We start from the raw sequence: 17,666 nt of genomic DNA on the forward strand, positions 1-17,666 counted from the left end.
CGTGATGCTGCATCGGGATTGGTTGCTTGTCAAAGCAAACCCGGCGCAAACCGGCGCAGCCGGCCACCCCGAAGCAGCCTCTGACATGTGATGGCCAAAATTTGCGACATGCGCATGACCCTGATGCCCTCTTGACCCCGGAACAGCGGCACGGCAAGCAACGCATATGCTGATATACAAGATATTCCGCGCCCCGGAGTGGGCAGAGCTGAAGCAAAACGGGGAAACCACTGGGGCGCCGGTGGATGTCACCGATGGCTATGTGCATTTTTCCACCGCCACACAGGTACAGGAAACCGCAGCCAAGCATTTCGCTGGCGAGACCGGTCTCGTGCTGTTGGCCTGTGATACCGATGCCCTGGCCGATGACATAAAATGGGAGCCTTCGCGCGGCGGTGCCCTGTTTCCCCATCTGTACCGCAATCTGCGAATTGCCGATGTGCTGTGGCAGCGGGATCTGCCCTGGGGTGGTGATGGCCATGTCTTTCCCGAGGATCTGCAATGACATTTCTGGAACAACTGGGGCTGAAGGCGCTTTATCGGGTTGATCCCGAAACCGCCCATGGTTTGGCGATCAAGGCGTTGCAATGGGGGCTGGCCCCAGCAGCGGGGGTTGTGACATCACCCCGATTGCAGACCGAAGTTGCCGGTTTGTCACTGGCCAATCCCGTCGGGCTTGCGGCCGGGTTCGACAAGAACGCCACCGCCCTGAACGGGCTGTCACGCGCCGGATTCGGCTTTGTCGAAGTGGGTGCCGCCACGCCCCTGCCACAGCCCGGCAACCCGCGCCCGCGATTGTTTCGCCTGACCGAGGATCGCGCCGCGATCAACCGTTTCGGGTTCAACAATGACGGTATGACCGCGATTGCCGCACGGCTGGCACAACGTCCGAGCGATGCAGTGATCGGCCTGAACCTTGGCGCCAACAAGACCAGCGAAGACCGGTCCGCCGATTTCGCGCGGGTGTTGGCGGCCTGCGGGCCGCATCTTGATTTCGCAACCGTCAATGTCAGCTCGCCCAACACCGAACGCCTACGTGACCTTCAAGGCCCCGAGGCGCTGCTGGCGCTGCTGGCCGGTGTGATGCAGGTGCGGGACGATCTGGACCGCAAGATCCCGGTGTTTCTGAAAATCGCGCCGGATCTGGATGCCGCGGCCCTGAGCGACATCGCGGGGGTGGCGCAAGAATCCGGGATCGACGGCATCATTGCCACCAATACAACCCTGGATCGTGAGGGGCTGGCATCTGACCATCGACAAGAAGCCGGCGGATTGTCCGGCGCGCCGTTGTTTGAGAAATCCACCCGCGTTCTGGCCCGGCTCTATGCCGAGACCGGCGGCAAAATCACCTTGATCGGGGTTGGCGGGATTTCCAGCGCCGAACAGGCCTATGCCAAGATCAAGGCGGGGGCATCTGCGGTGCAGCTCTATACCGCGTTGGTTTATGGCGGATTGTCCCTGGCGGGTGAGATCGCCCGCGGTTTGGACGAGCTTTTGCAGCGCGATGGGATTTCATCGGTCCGCGATGCGGTGGGAATCGATCTGAAACGCTGGCTCTGACCGCCACGCGGGGGCAAATCGGGCATTGTGGGCAAATTGGCCAGAATATCCGATTTGGACAAGCACTGGCCAATTTAGACCAATCTCGATCAATTTTATGTTCGATATGGATAGTGCCGAGCGCCGGCTGTGAACGCATTTTGTCCGGGATGAGCCCTGCCCGCACCCCGGGCCGACGATCGCCGAACCATCACCTTCAGGTATTGTGATTACCCTCTGACAGTGAACGATTTTTCCTGTTACTCACAGCCCCGTTCCGTATGGTTTCGCGGGGCTGCGTCATGGTGCCGTTCAGGAGGTCGTTCAGGACGGCCCGATCATGAAACAGGAGATATTGCGCGACTGTAGCCGACGACAGGCCAGATCCGCAGTTTCACGCGTCAACCCCATGAAATTGGCGTCAAATCCGTTCTTGCGTTTGGCCACTTTGCGCAATGCGCCGTCCAAGGTCGACATCTCGGTCAGGGCGGTTTTCAACAACACCTTTTCCGCCGCAAAATGCGATCCGTAGCGCCCGACATTGATGCCCCAATGGCGACCGCCGGATGTGGAAACGCGGGTGATGATTTCCTGCACTTGCTCACGCACAATGGGGTCCGGCGCGGCCGGTTTGATTGCCCCGGCGCTGGCCAGAACCACACCATTCGGACGTGCGGCCGGACGAATGGTCGGCCGGATCTCTGGGGTTGTGGCGCTTGCGGCCGGTGCCACATCCGCCAGCGAGGCCTGAGCAATCTTTTCGGCTGTGACCTCGGCCATGGCGTCGGCGATCCCCTCTTGCATCGCGGCAACAACAGCCGCTTCCGGCATTTTGGAGGTGGCGCCAGGACGCATTTTGGGACGTGGGCTTGTCAGCACTGCCAATTTGACCGCAATGGTCTTGCCCGCAGCAGGCTTACCGCCGCCGACCGGCGCGGTCGAGGCAATCGCCGTATCCCCGCCATTCGAAATCAAACCTTTATTGCCGTAATAGCGCGGTTTTTTCGGGCGGGCCAAAGCGACATGGGTGGGCGCACGTTTGAACCCAAGGTCCAGCAGCTCAGCGACCCGTGCGTTGCGCGTCGTGGTGGAGCGGCCGCCAAACACCGTGGCAATCACCCGTTCACGCCCGCGTTCCGCCGATGCAACAAGGTTAAAACCGGCTGCACGCGTGTAGCCGGTCTTGATCCCGTCGGCCCCTTTATAGCTGCTCAACATGCGGCTGTTGGTATGGGACACACTGCGCACGCCGGCATCGACCGTTTTGCGCGAGAACAGGTTGTAATACATGGGGTAGTCGTAAATCATGTGCCGCCCCAGAACGGTCATGTCCCGCGCGGTGCTCAGGTGGCCCTCCTGGGTCAATCCATGCGCGTTCTTGAACGTCGTGCGCGTCATGCCCATGGCCTTTGCGGTGCGGTTCATCCGTTGGGCAAAAGCCGCCTCAGACCCGGAAATCGCTTCGGCGATGGCGGTGGCAGAATCATTTGCGGATTTGACCGCTGCCGCCCGCACCAGATACCGAAGCTTGATGCTTTGCCCGGCCCGCAACCCCAACTTCGAGGGCGGTTCCGATGCCGCTTTGGACGAAATCTTGACCATCGTGTCCATCGAGATTTCGCCGTTCTGCACCGCTTCGAACGCGATATAGAGCGTCATCATCTTGGTCAGCGACGCAGGATGCAGCCGCGTGTTGGCATTTTCGGAATGTACAACCTTGCCCGATCGGGCATCCATGACCATCGCCGCATAGGGTGCCGCCGCCACACTGAGCGGAAGAACCACACACAGCCACAATAACGCAAGTACGACTACGCCCAAACGGGCCGAATCCACATTTCGGACCTTCACGATAAACTGCCTTCTGCCTCGTGCCGCCAGTATTCTGGTCAGCTTATTTTATTTTTGATTAAGGCTAGCCTACCATATGAGCTTAATTCTTTAAACCCTTAAGTTTACTGGAAATTCCAATAAAGTCCGGACTATGGAAACCAGATATTGGGCACGACAAGCGCGCCACCGCTAAACCGGCGATTGTGGCAACAATGTGGCCAACCCGACTCACCCAGGGCGCGATCCGCCAAACAGAGATTCCACAGCGAATTGGTGAAATGCATGTCAGCCCCTCTTTTCTATGAGGCCAATCGCGTTATATACATGGCTCCCGACGGATGCGTACCTCAGCTGGAGCCGACCCACCCAAGATGACCAATGCCCCCCTCATCCTGGCAGATCCGATCCTGTCGCAAGGCGACAAGAAAGACGGCACCGATAGTGGCGTCGTGGTCGAAACACGTCCCAAGACCAAGCGCCCGCCGCTTTACAAGGTGCTGTTGCTGAACGACGACTATACCCCGATGGAATTTGTGGTGCATGTGCTGGAACGGTTTTTTGGTCTCAACCATGCCCAGGCCTTCGAAATCATGCTGACCGTCCACAAGAAGGGCGTTGCCGTCGTCGGCGTCTTCAGCCATGAGATTGCCGAAACCAAGGTGGCCCAGGTGATGGATTTCGCCCGCCGCCATCAACATCCGCTGCAATGCACGATGGAAAAGGAATAGGCGCCCGCGCCGCCCCCGATGGCCCAGTCCCGTCTGTCCCTTGCGCTGTCTCAGGCTGCGCTGCCCGATGAGGGCACAATTGCGGTTTTCGAACCCACGCCCGACAGCGACCTGTCGGCCCTGCCCGCACATCGTGTCCAGATCATCAGCCGCGATGCGGTGACCCATGGCGCGCGCGCTGGCTTTGACTGCCGGACCACGGCAGACGGCCCAATTGCCGCCGCCGTGATATTCATGCCCCGCGCCAAGGCCGCAGCACAGGCCATGCTGGCCGATGCGGTTGCCGCCTGCCCGGATGGCGTGATCCTGGTGGATGGCCAGAAAACCGACGGGATCGACACAATGTTCAAGGCCTGCCGCGCGCGGGTCGAGGTGACCGGACAGATGACCAAGGCGCATGGCCGCGCGTTCTGGTTCAACGCCGCACCGGCCTTTGCGGATTGGCAGGCCACGGTAAAACTGGTCGATGGCTTTACCACCCGCCCCGGCGTCTTTTCCGCCGATGGGATTGATCCGGCGTCGGATCTTCTTGCCCGCAGCTTGCCTGCGAAACCCGGACGTCTTGTTGCCGATCTCGGCGCAGGCTGGGGGTTTCTGGCCGCACAGGCGTTGCAGGACGGCCTGATCGAAGAGCTGCACCTGGTGGAAAGTGACGCCATCGCGCTGGACTGTGCGCGCATCAACGTTCCCGATCCACGCGCGCGGTTTCACTGGGCCGATGTGACCCAATGGGCCCCGCCCGTCCAATTTGATACCGTCTTGATGAACCCGCCCTTTCATCAGGGACGCAAGGGCGCGCCGGAATTGGGACAGGCGTTTATCGCCACCGCCCGCCGCATCCTGCGCCCCTCTGGGCAATTGCGCCTTGTCGCCAACCGCCACCTGCCTTATGAGGCCGCGCTTCAGGCCGGATTTGGGCAGGTTGAGGAAATCGCAGGCAACAGAAAGTTCAAAATCCTGTCAGCGCAGCGGCCCTCTCGCCGCAAGGGGTAAGCCGCGCTAGGCTCCCTCTAGAGAATCAAGTCAAATGAATCAGGTCTAGGATTTCACGCCTAGAATATCAGGAGCGACAGATGGGTTTCTCGATCGAAGGCAAAACCGCGATTGTCACCGGGGCGGCCAACGGCATCGGCCTGGCCATTGGGCGGCATTTCATCAGCAAGGGCGCGAATGTCGTTTTTGCCGATATGGATGAAACCCGGCTGGCGGACGAACTGGACGGCACCGCCGAAGATGGGCCGGCACGATATTTCGCCGGCGACCTGCGGGAACGGCTGACACAGGCCAATCTGTTGTCGGCCGCACTCGATGCCTTTGATCGCGTGGACATCCTGATCAATGGCAGCCGCCAGATCCTGCCCTCCGATCCATTGGATATGGAGGACACATCGGTCGAGACCCTGTTGCAACAGAACCTGATGACGGCGCTGCGCCTGTCGCAACTGGTGGCAAAGCGTATGATCAAACAGGGCGAAAATCAGGAAAGCGGTCAGTTGGGCTCGATCATCAACATGTCGTCGATTGCTGCGCGCCGCACCCACCCGGATCTTTTGGCCTATTCAGTCTCTACCGCCGCATTGGACCAGATGACCAGATCGCTTGCCGTGGCCTTTGCGCCGTATCGCATTCGGGTCAATGCGGTTTCTTTTGGCTCTGTCATGTCGGCCAGCCTGAAAGGCGCGTTGAAGGAACACAAGGAATTTCGCGCCGATATCGAAGGGCACACACCCCTGGGCCGGATCGCCAGCCCCGGCGAACTGGCCGAAGCCGCGCAATTCCTTGCCTCGGACGGCGCGGGATTTGTCACCGGTCAGATCATGACGGTGGATGGCGGGCGCACGCTGCTGGATCCCGTGACCTCGCCCGCGCATTAACCACAGACAAAAACGCAGATCAGAAACACCGGCCAGAAACTCGGGCCAGAAACACCGGCCAGGAACTTGGGCCAGACACAGGCAAGCCGCCCGGAAAACCGGCGCGCGCAGATGGTTGCGCTTTGCCGCGCAGGCAGGCAAAGAACCCTTGCTGCGATACCCACAAAGGAGACGGGTCATGTCCATGGATTTCACAACAGAAAAACAGACGGCCGCCTCCTGGTTCCGCGACCTGCGCGACAGCATTGTTGCGGCCTTCGAAGCGCTGGAGGCCAGCCATGACACCGGCCCCTTCGCCGATATGGCCCCCGGTCAATTCGAAGTCAGTGAAACCAAACGCAGCTCTGATGACGGATCGGACGCCGGTGGCGGGTTGATGAGCGTCATGCGGGGCGGTCGGGTGTTCGAAAAGGTCGGGGTCAATATCTCGACCGTCTATGGCCAGCTTGGCGAAGCGGCGCAAAACGCAATGGCCGCGCGCAAGGGGCTGGCGGGCATGAAGGAAGACCCACGTTTCTGGGCTTCGGGCATCTCTTTGGTCGCCCATATGCGCAACCCGCATGTACCGGCCGTGCACATGAACACCCGCATGTTCTGGACCCCACATGGCTGGTGGTTCGGCGGCGGATCGGATCTGAACCCCTGTATCGAATATGACGCGGATACCGCGCATTTTCATGCGGTGCAAAAGGCCCATCTCGATCCGCATGGGATCGAAGAATATCCCCGGCTCAAGGCCTGGGCGGATGACTATTTCTATATCCCGCACCGCGGTCGGGCACGCGGGGTTGGCGGCATCTTCATGGATGACCGCAACACCGGCAACTGGGCGGCGGATTTCGCCCTGACCCAGGATATTGGCCGCGCCTTCCTGCCCGCCTTTGTGCCGCTGGTGGAAAAACGCCGTGTGATGGCGTTCAACGATGGCGACAAGGACACCCAGCTGATCCATCGCGGGCTCTATGCCGAATACAACCTTGTCTATGATCGCGGCACCAAATTCGGCCTGACCACAGGGCATGATGCCAATGCGGTGCTGATGTCCCTGCCGCCCATGGCCAAGTGGGTCTAGGACCACATGCAAACCCTGGCCGTCCTTCAGGACCCGATCCTGCCGGTGTTTGCCATCATGGCGCTTGGCTTTGTCATGGGGCGAATGGGCGTGGTCAGCGAAGACGACGCGCAATTGGTCAACCGTATTGCAATGTCGGTCTTTCTGCCGCTGATGCTGTTTGGCGTGATAGCCCGCGCCCCGATCCGCGATTTCGCGCCCGTGCCGACATTGATCTATCTCGCGGCGGAATTCGTGGTCTATGGGTTCGGGTTCTGGCTGGCTTACCGGGTGTTCAAACGCGGCGCACGTGAATCGGTGCTGCTGGCGTTTTCCGGCATCTTCGCCAACAATGCCCTTTATGTCCTGCCGATTTCCGTGCTGCTCTATGGCCGAGAAAACGTCTTGCCGGTCACCACGCTGATCACGCTGGATGCCATCGTCACCTTTGCCGGGGCGATGATTGCACTGCAATTGATGGAATATGGCCGGGTGTCACCGGGCACGGTGTTTCGCACCGTGGCGCGCACGCCGATGTTGATCGCCATTCTGCTTGGCATTCCCTTTGGCCTCAGCGATTTCGCCATTCCGGGGCCAATAGAAACCTTCCTTGATTTCAATGGTGCGGCGGCCGCCCCCCTGGCCCTGTTTGCGCTTGGGGTGGTCCTGTCCAGCACACCATTCCGCGTTGACCGAACGGTGGCGAGCTTCACCCTGATCAAACTGGCGGTATTTCCAACCGCGGTCGGCGGCGGCCTTTGGCTGATCACCGGCAATGATCCGGCATATGCGCTGTTCCTGTTGGGGGCCGCGGGCCCGGCCGGGGCAATGGCCTTTTCGCTGGCGCTCCTCCATGGGGTGCGCACCGATGCGATTGCCCAGGTCGTGGTCTACACCAGCATTTTGACACTGCTTTCCATGGCCTGGCTCGCCTGATCTTCTTCTGTTTTCAAATATCCTGGGGGGTGCGGGGGGGCCCCCCCCCCCCCCCGGGGGGGCGCCGGGGGGGGGGGGGCCCCCCCCAACAACACCACCCCCCCCCCCCCCCCCCCCCGCCCCCCCCCCCCCCCCCCCCCCCCCGGCCCCCCGGCCCCCCCCCCCCCCCCCCCCCCCCCCCCCCCCCCCCCCCCCCCCCCCCCCCCCCCCCCCCCGGGGGGGCGCGCGGGGGCGCCACGACACCAAAGATCAACCGTCGCGCCATTCCCCGGGGCGCAATCCCCCCAGATGCCATTCCCCGATCTGCGCCCGGATCAACCGCAACGTCGGATGCCCCACATGCGCCGTCATGCGCCGCACCTGACGATTGCGACCTTCGGTGATTGTCATCTCCAACCAGCAATCAGGCACCGATTTGCGAAACCGCACCGGCGGGTCGCGCGGAAACAGCGGGCGGGGTTCGTCCATCCGCCGGACCTTGGCCGGTCTTGTGCGGCCATCTTTCAGCGTCACGCCCTTGCGCAGCGCGTCCAACGCAGGCTCATCCGGGATCCCCTCGACCTGCACCCAATAGGTTTTGGGCTGTTTGGCATTGGGATGGGCAATGCGATGCTGCAAGCGCCCATCATCGGTCAACAGCAACAACCCCTCGCTGTCGCGATCCAGCCGCCCGGCGGCATAGACCTTGGGCACGTCGATATAGGCCGACAATGTCGGGCGGGTGGACCCTTCGGTGCCTTTGTCCGTGAATTGACTGAGCACCCCAAAGGGTTTGTGAAACAGAATCAATCGCGTCATCGCCGCCCCGCAAAGAATGATTTCAACAGCGTCTCTGCCGCATCCGCGCCGATGCCGTCATAGATTTCCGGCTGGTGATGCGCCTGTGCATGGCTGAACACCCGCGCGCCATGGGCCACACCCCCGGATTTCGGATCAGATGCGCCATAATAAAGCCGCGCAATCCGCGCCGCCGCGATGGTGCCCGCACAGATCGCACAAGGCTCCAGCGTGACATAAAGATCATGCCCGACCAGACGTTCAGACCCCAGTGCCGCACAGGCGGCCCGGATCGCCAGCACCTCGGCATGGGCGGTGGGATCAGACAATTCGCGGGTGCGATTGCCCGCCCGCGCCATGACCGCGCCGGTGGGCGCGACCACAACCGCGCCCACCGGCACTTCGCCGCGTTCCGCCGCTGCGCGTGCCTCGCTCAGGGCGGCCTCCATGTGAGATCGAAAAACCATGGCCTGTCATGCCCGCTTGCACGGCAATCTGCAACGCTCTAAGGCTGGCGGCATGGCTCAGAAAACTCCAGAAGGCGACCGTATCGCCAAAGTCCTTGCCCGCGCCGGTGTTGCCTCGCGGCGCGAAGCGGAACGCATGATCGAAGCCAGGCGCATCAGCGTCAATGGCAAGGTGATCGAACGCGCCGCATTGAATGTCACCGATGCCGACAAGATCGCGGTCGACGGCAAGCCACTGGATGCGCCGGAACCGGAACGGCTTTGGCTGTATCACAAGCCTGCCGGCCTGGTGACGACCCACAAGGACGAACAGGGCCGTGCGACCATCTTCGACGAACTGCCCGAAGAGATGCCACGCGTGATGAGCGTGGGGCGGCTTGACCTCAACTCCGAAGGTTTGTTGCTGCTGACCAATGACGGCGGCATCAAGCGCCGGATGGAGCTGCCCTCGACCGGTTGGTTGCGCCGCTACCGCGTGCGGATCAAAGGCCGGCCCAGCGACGCCATGCTGGAACCCCTGCGCAAGGGCACCCATGTGGATGGCACCGATTATCTGCCGATGATTGTCACGTTGGACCGGCAACAGGGCGCCAATGCCTGGCTGACCGTGGGGCTACGCGAAGGCAAGAACCGCGAAATCCGCCGCGCGATGGAAAGCCTGGGCCTCAGCGTGAACCGACTGATCCGAATCTCTTATGGTCCGTTCCAGTTGGGTCAGCTCAAACCCGGCGAGGTCGAAGAAGTGCGCCGCCGCGTGATGCGGGACCAATTGGGCTTGGAAGGCGCGCAGCCAGATCGCCCAAAACCTCAGCGCACCCGCCGCAACCGCAATAGTTGAGGTCGCCACCGGCATTTTCCCCCTGCCTGTCGTTGTTTTTTCATGAACATCTGCGCTATGCAGAGGCAACGTTATTTTTAAGGGCATTTCAGGAACATGGCCGATCTTCTGACCATCGAAAACCTGGGCAATCTGGTAATGCTGTGCTTTTTGCAGGCGGTGCTGGGGTTCGACAACCTGCTCTATATCTCGATCGAGAGCCAACGCGCGCCCGTCGCGCACCAGAAAGCGGTGCGGTATTGGGGCATTATCATTGCGGTCGCCCTGCGGGTGGTGCTGTTGTTTGTCATGATCCGGCTGATTGATGCGCTGTCAGAACCCTTCTGGATCGCCAATTGGGAAGGCGTTCTGACCGGCGGGATCAATTTCGCCACGCTGGTGTTCATCATCGGCGGCGTGTTCATCATCTATACCGCGGTCAAGGAAATCGGTCACATGCTGTCGATTGAGGATCTGCATACCGATGTCGAAGGCAAATCCGGCAAATCCGCCGCTCAGGTGATTGCGATGATTGTGTTGATGAACCTGATCTTTTCCTTTGATTCGGTGCTGTCGGCGATTGCGATTACGGATGTCTTTATCGTGCTGGCCACTGCGATCATCCTGTCCGGGCTGGCCATGTTGCTGCTGGCGGATGGGGTCACTCGGTTTCTTGAGAAAAACCGCATGTACGAGGTTCTCGGCCTGTTCATCCTGTTGATCGTCGGTGTTGTCCTGCTGGGCGAGGCCGGTCAGGCCGCCGCCCATGCCATGCATGACGATACGCTGGCGCTGAAGCTGTTTGGCTACGAAGTCATCCCGATGTCCAAGACCACATTCTATTTCTCGGTTGTGGTGCTGTTTGCGGTCGAAATCATTCAATCGGGCTACACCCGCAAATTGAATTCCGAACGCCGCACCACAGCTCGGCACTAGCGATGACAGGGCACATCACCTATCTTGAACGCGTAAGCGAGAGGGGGATCGCATGATCCGGTTTGTCATGCTGTTGGTGCTGGCTGCGGTTGTGGTCACGGTTGGGGCGATTGCGGTGGCGGTCTGGTCCACCGGTGACAACGCCCGTTCCGGCAAGCTGAACGGGGTTCAGAAAGTGGCCTATATCTGCCTGTTTGCGATGATGACCGGCGTGGCAACCGGCTGGCTGGGGGCAGAGTAATGGCGCAGAGATTTGGCGGCACCTTTAGCCCCGCTGGCAAGAATGACCGTGATTACGATGCCCGCCCGCTGAAGGTGACGGTGTCACCCACCGGCGCGCGGTCAAACCTGTTGTTTGTGCCCGGTGTGATCCTGGCCTTCATGTCCTTTGGGTCCGGGCCGGAATCGCTGGCTCTTGGGCTTGCCGGGGCCGGGACATGGACCTTGGCGGCCTGGTTGACCCGAGAGGGGCTAAAAGCCGAATCGGCCTATCATTCGCGCAAGGTGGCGCGCCGCCCTGCCCTGCCGCGCAAGATCATCGGATCGCTTCTGATCGGCGGCGGCACTGTTTTGGCGGGCTTGTCACAGGACACCGGCCTTGCGGCGGCGGCGCTTTATGGTGTGATCGGCGCGGCACTGCATATGACCGCATTTGGCCCCGATCCGCTGCGCAACAAGTCACTGGAAGGTGTGGACGAGTTCCAACAGGATCGTGTGGCCCGCGTCATCGACGAGGCCGAGGCCCATCTGGACGCAATGAAATCCGCCATTCGCCGCGCCCAGGATCCACGGATGGAGGCCCGCGTCGAACGGTTTCAGCAATCGGTGCGCGAAATGTTGCGCACGGTCGAGGAAGATCCGCGTGATCTGACCGCCTCGCGCAAGTTCCTTGGCGTCTATTTGATGGGCGCGCGGGATGCGACAATCAAATTTGCCGACATCTATGCCCGCAACCGGGATAGCGCGGCAAAGTCAGATTACCTGATGCTGCTGACCGATCTGGAAGAGAATTACATCGCCAAGACCCGCAAATTGCTGGAAGACAGCAACAGTGATCTGACGGTGGAAATTGATGTGCTGCGCGATAGGTTGCAGCGCGAAGGTGTACGGCTCGACTGAGCCGGGTATGTCATAACGGGGAAGGATGACCCATGTCGCAGAACGTAAGAGAGAAGGCCCAGGAAGCCCTGGCACTGGTTGAAGAAGTAAGTGCCGTTGTCCTGCCCGAACCGGTAGATGCGACTGCGATCGTGTCCCTGGATCAGGCCGACGCCACTGTCAGCACCGAAATCCGCCAGCGGATGGAAGAGATCGACATGGAGGACACCAATTCCATCGTCGCTTTCGGCTCTGCCGCCCAGGCCGAGCTTCAGGAAATCTCTCAGGCGATGCTGGCTGATGTCCGCAACAAGGATGTCGGCCCGGCCGGCGATTCCCTGCGCAGCATTGTCACCACCATTCGCGGCTTTTCGGTCAACGAACTGGACGTGCGCCGCGAACGCAGCTGGTGGGAAAAGCTTCTGGGCCGCGCCGCGCCCTTTGCCAAATTCACCGCGCGCTTCGAAGAGGTGCAGGGCCAGATCGACCGGGTGACCGACAATCTGCTGGAGCATGAGCACAAGCTGCTGAAAGACATCAAATCGCTCGATATGCTCTATGAAAAGACGCTCAACTTCTATGACGAACTGGCGCTTTATATCGCTGCCGGTGAAGAGAAGCTGAAAGAGCTGGATACCGTGGTCATTCCCGCCAAAGAGGCCGAGGTGAAGGCCGCGCCGGAAGACAAACAGGTGATGGAAGCACAGGAATTGCGCGACCTGCGTGCTGCACGCGATGACCTGGAACGCCGTGTTCATGACCTCAAACTCACCCGACAGGTGACCATGCAGTCGCTGCCCTCGATCCGATTGGTGCAGGAAAACGACAAATCGCTGGTGACCAAGATCAATTCGACCTTGGTCAACACCGTGCCGCTGTGGGAAACCCAATTGGCCCAGGCCGTGACAATCCAGCGCAGCGCCGAAGCGGCTGCGGCGGTGCGTGACGCCAATGATCTGACCAATGAATTGCTGACCGCCAATGCCAAGAACCTGCGCGACAGCAACAAGATGATCCGCGAAGAAATGGAACGTGGCGTGTTCGACATCGAGGCGGTGAAACAGGCAAACGCCGATCTGGTTGGCACCATCGAGGAAAGCCTGCAAATCGCGGACGAGGGCAAAGCCCGCCGTGCAGCCGCAGAGGCCGAACTGAAGAAGATGGAAAAGGAACTGCGCGACACGCTGGCCTCGGCCAAGGCACGCAAAACCGGGCTGGGCGACACCGCCGGCACCGCCGTTCCGGCGGCCTGAGCTATGGCGCGGGTACGGATCATTGCCGGTCTGGTGGCCAGCGCCTTGGCGCTGTCCGCCTGTGTTGCTCCGGTGGATCCGGTGCCCGTGCCGCCCGATCGGCCGGCGCCCGCACCTGTGGTCAAGCCGACCCCGAAACCACTCGGCCCCTCGCCGCAAAGTTTGGCGCTTGCGGCCTATTACACCCAGGTCGAAAGCCAATCTGTGGCCCAGGGGCTGCTGCGCACCGATGGTGGTGGCCCGGACACCCAATTCAGCCGCAGAATGCTGATCGAGAATTTCGAACGCATCGCGTTTTATGATGAATACGCGCGCGGTGCCGGGCTTCAGGCCGCGCGCGGTGGCCAAAGCCGCCTGAAACGCTGGGAACAACCGATCCGCATGCAGGTGGAATTCGGCGACGCCGTGCCAATCGAACAACAGGCCACCGACCGGGGCGAGGTGACGCGCTATGCCGCGCGGCTGAACCGGATCACCGGCCATCCGATCACCATTTCCTCCAATGATCCGAATTACTTCGTGCTGTTCATGTCAGAAGACGACAGCGCCGCCCTGCCCGCGCGGATCAAGGAGATTGTGCCGAATATCAACCAAAACGCCCTCGACATCTTTCGCAGCCTGCCAAAGTCGATCCACTGTCTGGTGATTGCCTTTTCCAGCGAACCGGGCGGGCATGAATATGCCAAGGCGATCGCGCTGATCCGCTCGGAGCACCCCTCTCTGCTGCGGAAATCCTGTGTGCACGAGGAATTGGCGCAGGGACTTGGCCTTGCCAATGACAGCCCACGCGCGCGCCCGTCGATCTTTAACGACGACGACGAATTCGCCCTGCTGACCACACATGACGAATTGCTGCTCAAGATGCTGTACGACCGCCGCCTGTCGGCTGGCATGTCCTGGCAAGAGGCACAGCCAACCGCCGAAATCATCGCCGACGAATTGCTTGGCGGACCCAGCTAACTGATGACCAATCTTCTGACACCCGACACGTTCGAGTTCTTCGCTAGATACCTACTTGCTGGATATGTCGTGATCTTTGTCAGGTCTGCCTTTGTGGTTGGCTTGCGGCCAAAGCCCGCGGAGTTGCTCATGGAAGCAGTGATCCTCAGTCTCGTAGCGCAGTTTCTGGTCGTGGGAATTGAGGTCGGTCATGATAGCGTAGTCTCAAGAAAGTGGTCCACTGACAAGCTTCCCGAATGGCTCTTGGTCCCGCCTGAAAACCTGAAACTAATTGTACGCGTCTTACTAGTACCGGCAGCACTCGGTTGCACGCTGGGGCTTTTTCTACAGTCGAATTGGCGCAACGGTGTCCTGAGACGGTTTTCGTTACCGGTTGTTCATCCAGTCCGAAAAGCGCACGACTATGCGTTTGGTCACGAAAGACCCCCTGGATTGGTCGAAATTACATTTGAGGACGGCACGAAAATTGGAGGATGGTTCGGCGAAAACTCTCTTGCCGCTACCGATGAGACTAGAAGTGACCTATATCTAGAGCGTGCCTATCTCATAAATGACGATGGCGACTGGCAGGAAACAGTCACACCTCGGGCGATTTTGATAAAACTACGGAACGTTAGATCTATAGAATTCTTGCTATCGGAGGACAGTATCGATGACGACGAAACGGCCAATGCTGGTTGACGGATACAGCGCACGACCAAAGCCTTCCGGGACTATTTACACAAACGGCCACCAAGCTACGGCGGCGTCTTCATCTAAGCCGCCCTCAGCGTCGCGACTGCCACGTGGAGAGCAATCTACAGTAAAACCACCAAAAAAAAGCTGACGCAAAAATGGGTATTTTCGATTTCCTCACCGGTGAATTCATCGACGTCATCCATTGGATCGACGACACCCGCGACACCATGGTCTGGCGCTTTGAACGCGAAGACCACGAGATCAAATATGGTGCCAAGCTGACGGTGCGCGAAGGTCAGGCGGCGGTGTTTGTCCACGAAGGCCAGCTGGCGGATGTCTTCACCCCCGGACTCTATATGCTAGAGACCAACAACATGCCGATCATGACCACGTTGCAGCACTGGGATCACGGCTTCAAAAGCCCGTTCAAATCCGAGATCTATTTCGTCAACACGACGCGGTTCACCGACCTGAAATGGGGCACCAAGAACCCGATCATGCTGCGCGACCCGGAATTCGGGCCGACCCGCATTCGCGCCTTTGGCACCTATACCGTGCGGGTCAAGGACCCGGCGCTGTTCATGACCGAAATCGTCGGTACGGACGGTGAATTCACCATGGACGAGATCAGCTATCAGGTCCGCAACATCATTGTGCAGGAATTCAGCCGCGTGATTGCCGGCTCGGGCATCCCGGTTCTGGACATGGCCGCCAACACCGCCGATCTGGGCAAGATGATTGCCGCAGAGATCAGCCAGATTGTTGCGGGCTACGGTCTGTCGATCCCCGAATTCTATATTGAAAACATCTCGCTACCGCCTGCGGTGGAAGAGGCGCTGGACAAGCGGACCTCGATGGGATTGGCGGGGGATCTGGGGAAATTCACCCAATATTCCGCCGCCGAAGCAATGACCAAGGCGGCCGCGAACCCCAATGGCGGCGGCGGCATGGGCGCGGGCCTTGGCATGGGGATGGGCATGGCGATGGCCAACCAGATGGCGGGAAACCAGGGCCCCTGGGGCGCACAGCCCACTGCCCAGCACGCCCCCGTCCAGCACGCCACAGCAGCCGTACACGCCGCGCCGCCCCCGCCGCCGGTCGAACATGTCTGGCACATTGCCGAGGCTGGCGAAACCAAAGGTCCGTTTTCCAAAGCAAAACTGGGCCGTATGGCAACCAGTGGCGAGATCACCCGCGAAACCTATGTCTGGACCGCCGGTCAGGATGGCTGGCTCAGGGCCGAGGACGTGCAGGAGCTGGCGCAATTGTTCACTATCCTGCCGCCCCCGCCGCCGGGCATGTGACACGCACCGTTTTTTCGGTCCGCTGGCCGAGGCAGTCCCGGACTTGATCCGGGACCTCCACCGCCGGTTTGAACAGAGGTCCCGGAGCAAGTCCGGGACCGCGCCTTTGCATTGGCAGACACCTCTGCCTCCACCGTTGTTGCAGTCTGGCGCGCACCCACCCTAAGGTAGATCATAGATTCCCCGGGATACCGTTTTATGGCCGACAGCATTTCCCCTCCCCCACCACCCGACGCCCCTGAGGCTGAGCATCGCTTCCCCTGCGACGAATGCGGCGCGGATTTCCGGTTTGATCCCGGCACCGGCGGGCTGAAATGTGACCATTGCGGCAATACGGATGTGGTTCAATCTGGACCTTGGGCCGGTGCCGCCCTCAAGGAACTGGATTTCCAGGCCGCCATACGCCAGCAATTGCCCCAGGAAGACATCGAAGAAACCCGTGTTTCCAAATGCCCCAATTGCGCCGCGCAGGTGGAATTCAACGACGTGGATCACGCCCGCGAATGTCCGTTCTGTGCCACCCCCGTGGTCGTCGACACCGGCACGCACCGCCATATCAAACCCCGTGGCCTGCTGCCCTTTGCGCTAGAGGAACGCGCCGCCCACAAGGCGATGACCGATTGGCTGGGCAAGTTGTGGTTTGCCCCCAACGGGTTGCAGGAATACGCCCGCAAAGGCCGCAAGATGGACGGCATCTATGTCCCCTATTGGACCTTTGATGCCGATACCAAATCTGCCTATCGTGGCGAACGCGGCACCGTCTATTACGAAACCCGCACCGTGACCCGCAATGGCAAGTCCGAAACACGCCGGGTCCAAAAGGTGCGCTGGCGCTCGGTTTCCGGCCGGGTGGCGCGGTTTTTTGACGATGTGCTGGTGTTGGCGTCCCGCTCGCTGCCCAAACGCTATACCGACAATCTGGAACCCTGGGATCTGACAGAGCTGGAGCCGTATCGCCCTGAATTCCTTGCTGGTTTTCGCGCCGAGGGCTATGCGGTCGAGCTTGACGAAGGCTTTGCCGAGGCCCGCAACCACATGGACCGGATGATCCAGCGCGACGTAAAATTCGACATTGGCGGCGATCGCCAGCGCATTCATGACATCGACACCGATATCAGCGCCATCACCTTTAAACATATTCTCTTGCCGGTCTGGCTGGCGGCCTACAAATATCGCGGCAAGACCTATCGCTTTGTGGTAAACGGACGCACGGGCCGGGTACAGGGCGAACGCCCTTGGTCGGCCATCAAGATCGCCATTGCCGTGGTGATCGGATTGGTTGTCGCGGGGGCGATTGGCTATGTCTGGGCCACGACACAACAATGATCACGCGGCGTGGCGCGGCGCACCCTGTACATGTCGCCCCGCGACCCGACGCCACATCCGGGCCACATCCGGTCCAATGGCTTGCCACA

At 60.5% G+C, this 17,666-nt stretch carries 19 protein-coding genes; 16 read left to right on the plus strand and 3 right to left on the minus strand.

What is annotated here, in order from left to right; all coding sequences use genetic code 11:
• Nucleotides 1–166 precede the first annotated feature (166 nt).
• Together Q4577_RS11910 and Q4577_RS11915 are read left to right on the plus strand one after the other, a co-directional pair.
• Nucleotides 167–505, plus strand: a complete 339-nt coding sequence (locus Q4577_RS11910) for a DUF952 domain-containing protein (protein WP_303469507.1) — start codon at nt 167–169, stop codon at nt 503–505.
• Nucleotides 502–1,560 (plus strand): quinone-dependent dihydroorotate dehydrogenase, encoded by a 1,059-nt coding sequence (locus tag Q4577_RS11915; RefSeq protein ID WP_303469505.1) that lies wholly within the window; start codon nt 502–504, stop codon nt 1,558–1,560. The genes Q4577_RS11910 and Q4577_RS11915 overlap by 4 nt, the downstream gene beginning before the upstream one ends.
• A gap of 303 nt (nt 1,561–1,863) precedes the next feature.
• Here Q4577_RS11915 and Q4577_RS11920 read toward each other — a convergent pair whose 3' ends face one another.
• Nucleotides 1,864–3,282 (minus strand): serine hydrolase, encoded by a 1,419-nt coding sequence (locus Q4577_RS11920; protein ID WP_303469550.1) that lies wholly within the window; start codon nt 3,280–3,282, stop codon nt 1,864–1,866.
• Between the two features lie 461 nt (nt 3,283–3,743).
• Between Q4577_RS11920 and clpS the strand changes: the two genes are divergently transcribed.
• From clpS to Q4577_RS11945, 5 genes are all read left to right on the plus strand, one after another.
• Complete coding sequence (gene clpS, locus Q4577_RS11925) at nt 3,744–4,100, plus strand: ATP-dependent Clp protease adapter ClpS (protein ID WP_244688893.1); 357 nt, start codon at nt 3,744–3,746, stop codon at nt 4,098–4,100.
• An 18-nt stretch (nt 4,101–4,118) separates the two neighbouring features.
• Nucleotides 4,119–5,093 (plus strand): class I SAM-dependent methyltransferase, encoded by a 975-nt coding sequence (locus Q4577_RS11930; RefSeq protein ID WP_303469503.1) that lies wholly within the window; start codon nt 4,119–4,121, stop codon nt 5,091–5,093.
• Between the two features lie 80 nt (nt 5,094–5,173).
• Nucleotides 5,174–5,974 (plus strand): SDR family NAD(P)-dependent oxidoreductase, encoded by an 801-nt coding sequence (locus Q4577_RS11935; protein ID WP_303469502.1) that lies wholly within the window; start codon nt 5,174–5,176, stop codon nt 5,972–5,974.
• A gap of 178 nt (nt 5,975–6,152) precedes the next feature.
• Nucleotides 6,153–7,046, plus strand: coding sequence for an oxygen-dependent coproporphyrinogen oxidase (gene hemF / locus Q4577_RS11940; RefSeq protein ID WP_303469501.1), 894 nt, complete (start codon nt 6,153–6,155; stop codon nt 7,044–7,046).
• A gap of 6 nt (nt 7,047–7,052) precedes the next feature.
• Nucleotides 7,053–7,961: an AEC family transporter gene (locus tag Q4577_RS11945; protein ID WP_303469500.1), complete on the plus strand. Its 909-nt coding sequence runs from the start codon at nt 7,053–7,055 to the stop codon at nt 7,959–7,961.
• Nucleotides 7,962–8,210: 249 nt separating this feature from the next.
• On the opposite strand, the gene Q4577_RS11950 is transcribed toward Q4577_RS11945, so the two are convergent.
• Nucleotides 8,211–8,759 carry an rRNA large subunit pseudouridine synthase E gene (locus tag Q4577_RS11950; protein WP_303469499.1) on the minus strand — a complete coding sequence of 183 codons (549 nt, stop codon included), beginning with the start codon at nt 8,757–8,759 and terminating at the stop codon, nt 8,211–8,213.
• The gene (locus Q4577_RS11955) at nt 8,756–9,205 is read right to left on the minus strand and encodes a nucleoside deaminase (RefSeq protein ID WP_303469498.1); all 450 of its coding nucleotides are present in this window, start codon (nt 9,203–9,205) and stop codon (nt 8,756–8,758) included. The genes Q4577_RS11950 and Q4577_RS11955 overlap by 4 nt, the downstream gene beginning before the upstream one ends.
• A 52-nt stretch (nt 9,206–9,257) precedes the next feature.
• Between Q4577_RS11955 and Q4577_RS11960 the strand changes: the two genes are divergently transcribed.
• From Q4577_RS11960 to Q4577_RS12000, 9 genes are all read left to right on the plus strand, one after another.
• Nucleotides 9,258–10,043, plus strand: coding sequence for a pseudouridine synthase (locus tag Q4577_RS11960; protein WP_303469496.1), 786 nt, complete (start codon nt 9,258–9,260; stop codon nt 10,041–10,043).
• Nucleotides 10,044–10,139: 96 nt separating this feature from the next.
• A complete protein-coding gene (locus tag Q4577_RS11965; RefSeq protein ID WP_244688886.1) occupies nt 10,140–10,958 on the plus strand; it encodes a TerC family protein in 819 nt (272 codons plus the stop codon).
• A gap of 52 nt (nt 10,959–11,010) precedes the next feature.
• Nucleotides 11,011–11,199, plus strand: coding sequence for a hypothetical protein (locus Q4577_RS11970; protein WP_244688885.1), 189 nt, complete (start codon nt 11,011–11,013; stop codon nt 11,197–11,199).
• The gene (locus tag Q4577_RS11975; RefSeq protein WP_244688884.1) at nt 11,199–12,077 is read left to right on the plus strand and encodes a 5-bromo-4-chloroindolyl phosphate hydrolysis family protein; all 879 of its coding nucleotides are present in this window, start codon (nt 11,199–11,201) and stop codon (nt 12,075–12,077) included. Before Q4577_RS11970 ends, Q4577_RS11975 begins: the two co-directional genes overlap by 1 nt.
• Nucleotides 12,078–12,109: 32 nt before the next feature.
• On the plus strand, nt 12,110–13,309 hold the full coding sequence (locus tag Q4577_RS11980) for a toxic anion resistance protein (protein WP_303469494.1): 1,200 nt from the start codon (nt 12,110–12,112) through the stop codon (nt 13,307–13,309).
• A gap of 3 nt (nt 13,310–13,312) precedes the next feature.
• The gene (locus Q4577_RS11985) at nt 13,313–14,269 is read left to right on the plus strand and encodes a DUF2927 domain-containing protein (RefSeq protein ID WP_303469493.1); all 957 of its coding nucleotides are present in this window, start codon (nt 13,313–13,315) and stop codon (nt 14,267–14,269) included.
• Nucleotides 14,270–14,272: 3 nt separating this feature from the next.
• Nucleotides 14,273–14,950, plus strand: coding sequence for a DUF6338 family protein (locus Q4577_RS11990; RefSeq protein ID WP_303469492.1), 678 nt, complete (start codon nt 14,273–14,275; stop codon nt 14,948–14,950).
• 152 nt (nt 14,951–15,102) lie between these two features.
• Nucleotides 15,103–16,251, plus strand: coding sequence for an SPFH domain-containing protein (locus tag Q4577_RS11995; RefSeq protein WP_303469491.1), 1,149 nt, complete (start codon nt 15,103–15,105; stop codon nt 16,249–16,251).
• Between the two features lie 198 nt (nt 16,252–16,449).
• Nucleotides 16,450–17,577, plus strand: coding sequence for a primosomal protein N' (replication factor Y) - superfamily II helicase (locus Q4577_RS12000; protein WP_303469490.1), 1,128 nt, complete (start codon nt 16,450–16,452; stop codon nt 17,575–17,577).
• Nucleotides 17,578–17,666: the final 89 nt, after the last annotated feature.

Source organism: Marinovum sp. 2_MG-2023, assembly GCF_030548265.1.
Lineage (GTDB): Bacteria > Pseudomonadota > Alphaproteobacteria > Rhodobacterales > Rhodobacteraceae > Marinovum.

Coding starts and splice junctions, on each gene's coding strand:
- Q4577_RS11960 (WP_303469496.1), top strand. CDS start 9,258: ATGGCTCAGAAAACTCCAGAAGGCGACCGTATCGCCAAAGTCCTTGCC.
- Q4577_RS11950 (WP_303469499.1), bottom strand. CDS start 8,759: ATGACGCGATTGATTCTGTTTCACAAACCCTTTGGGGTGCTCAGTCAA.
- Q4577_RS11995 (WP_303469491.1), top strand. CDS start 15,103: ATGGGTATTTTCGATTTCCTCACCGGTGAATTCATCGACGTCATCCAT.
- Q4577_RS11975 (WP_244688884.1), top strand. CDS start 11,199: ATGGCGCAGAGATTTGGCGGCACCTTTAGCCCCGCTGGCAAGAATGAC.
- Q4577_RS11945 (WP_303469500.1), top strand. CDS start 7,053: ATGCAAACCCTGGCCGTCCTTCAGGACCCGATCCTGCCGGTGTTTGCC.
- Q4577_RS11980 (WP_303469494.1), top strand. CDS start 12,110: ATGTCGCAGAACGTAAGAGAGAAGGCCCAGGAAGCCCTGGCACTGGTT.
- Q4577_RS11970 (WP_244688885.1), top strand. CDS start 11,011: ATGATCCGGTTTGTCATGCTGTTGGTGCTGGCTGCGGTTGTGGTCACG.
- Q4577_RS11920 (WP_303469550.1), bottom strand. CDS start 3,282: ATGGTCATGGATGCCCGATCGGGCAAGGTTGTACATTCCGAAAATGCC.
- Q4577_RS11965 (WP_244688886.1), top strand. CDS start 10,140: ATGGCCGATCTTCTGACCATCGAAAACCTGGGCAATCTGGTAATGCTG.
- Q4577_RS11910 (WP_303469507.1), top strand. CDS start 167: ATGCTGATATACAAGATATTCCGCGCCCCGGAGTGGGCAGAGCTGAAG.
- Q4577_RS11955 (WP_303469498.1), bottom strand. CDS start 9,205: ATGGTTTTTCGATCTCACATGGAGGCCGCCCTGAGCGAGGCACGCGCA.
- hemF (WP_303469501.1), top strand. CDS start 6,153: ATGTCCATGGATTTCACAACAGAAAAACAGACGGCCGCCTCCTGGTTC.
- Q4577_RS11915 (WP_303469505.1), top strand. CDS start 502: ATGACATTTCTGGAACAACTGGGGCTGAAGGCGCTTTATCGGGTTGAT.
- Q4577_RS11930 (WP_303469503.1), top strand. CDS start 4,119: ATGGCCCAGTCCCGTCTGTCCCTTGCGCTGTCTCAGGCTGCGCTGCCC.
- Q4577_RS12000 (WP_303469490.1), top strand. CDS start 16,450: ATGGCCGACAGCATTTCCCCTCCCCCACCACCCGACGCCCCTGAGGCT.
- Q4577_RS11990 (WP_303469492.1), top strand. CDS start 14,273: ATGACCAATCTTCTGACACCCGACACGTTCGAGTTCTTCGCTAGATAC.
- Q4577_RS11935 (WP_303469502.1), top strand. CDS start 5,174: ATGGGTTTCTCGATCGAAGGCAAAACCGCGATTGTCACCGGGGCGGCC.
- clpS (WP_244688893.1), top strand. CDS start 3,744: ATGACCAATGCCCCCCTCATCCTGGCAGATCCGATCCTGTCGCAAGGC.
- Q4577_RS11985 (WP_303469493.1), top strand. CDS start 13,313: ATGGCGCGGGTACGGATCATTGCCGGTCTGGTGGCCAGCGCCTTGGCG.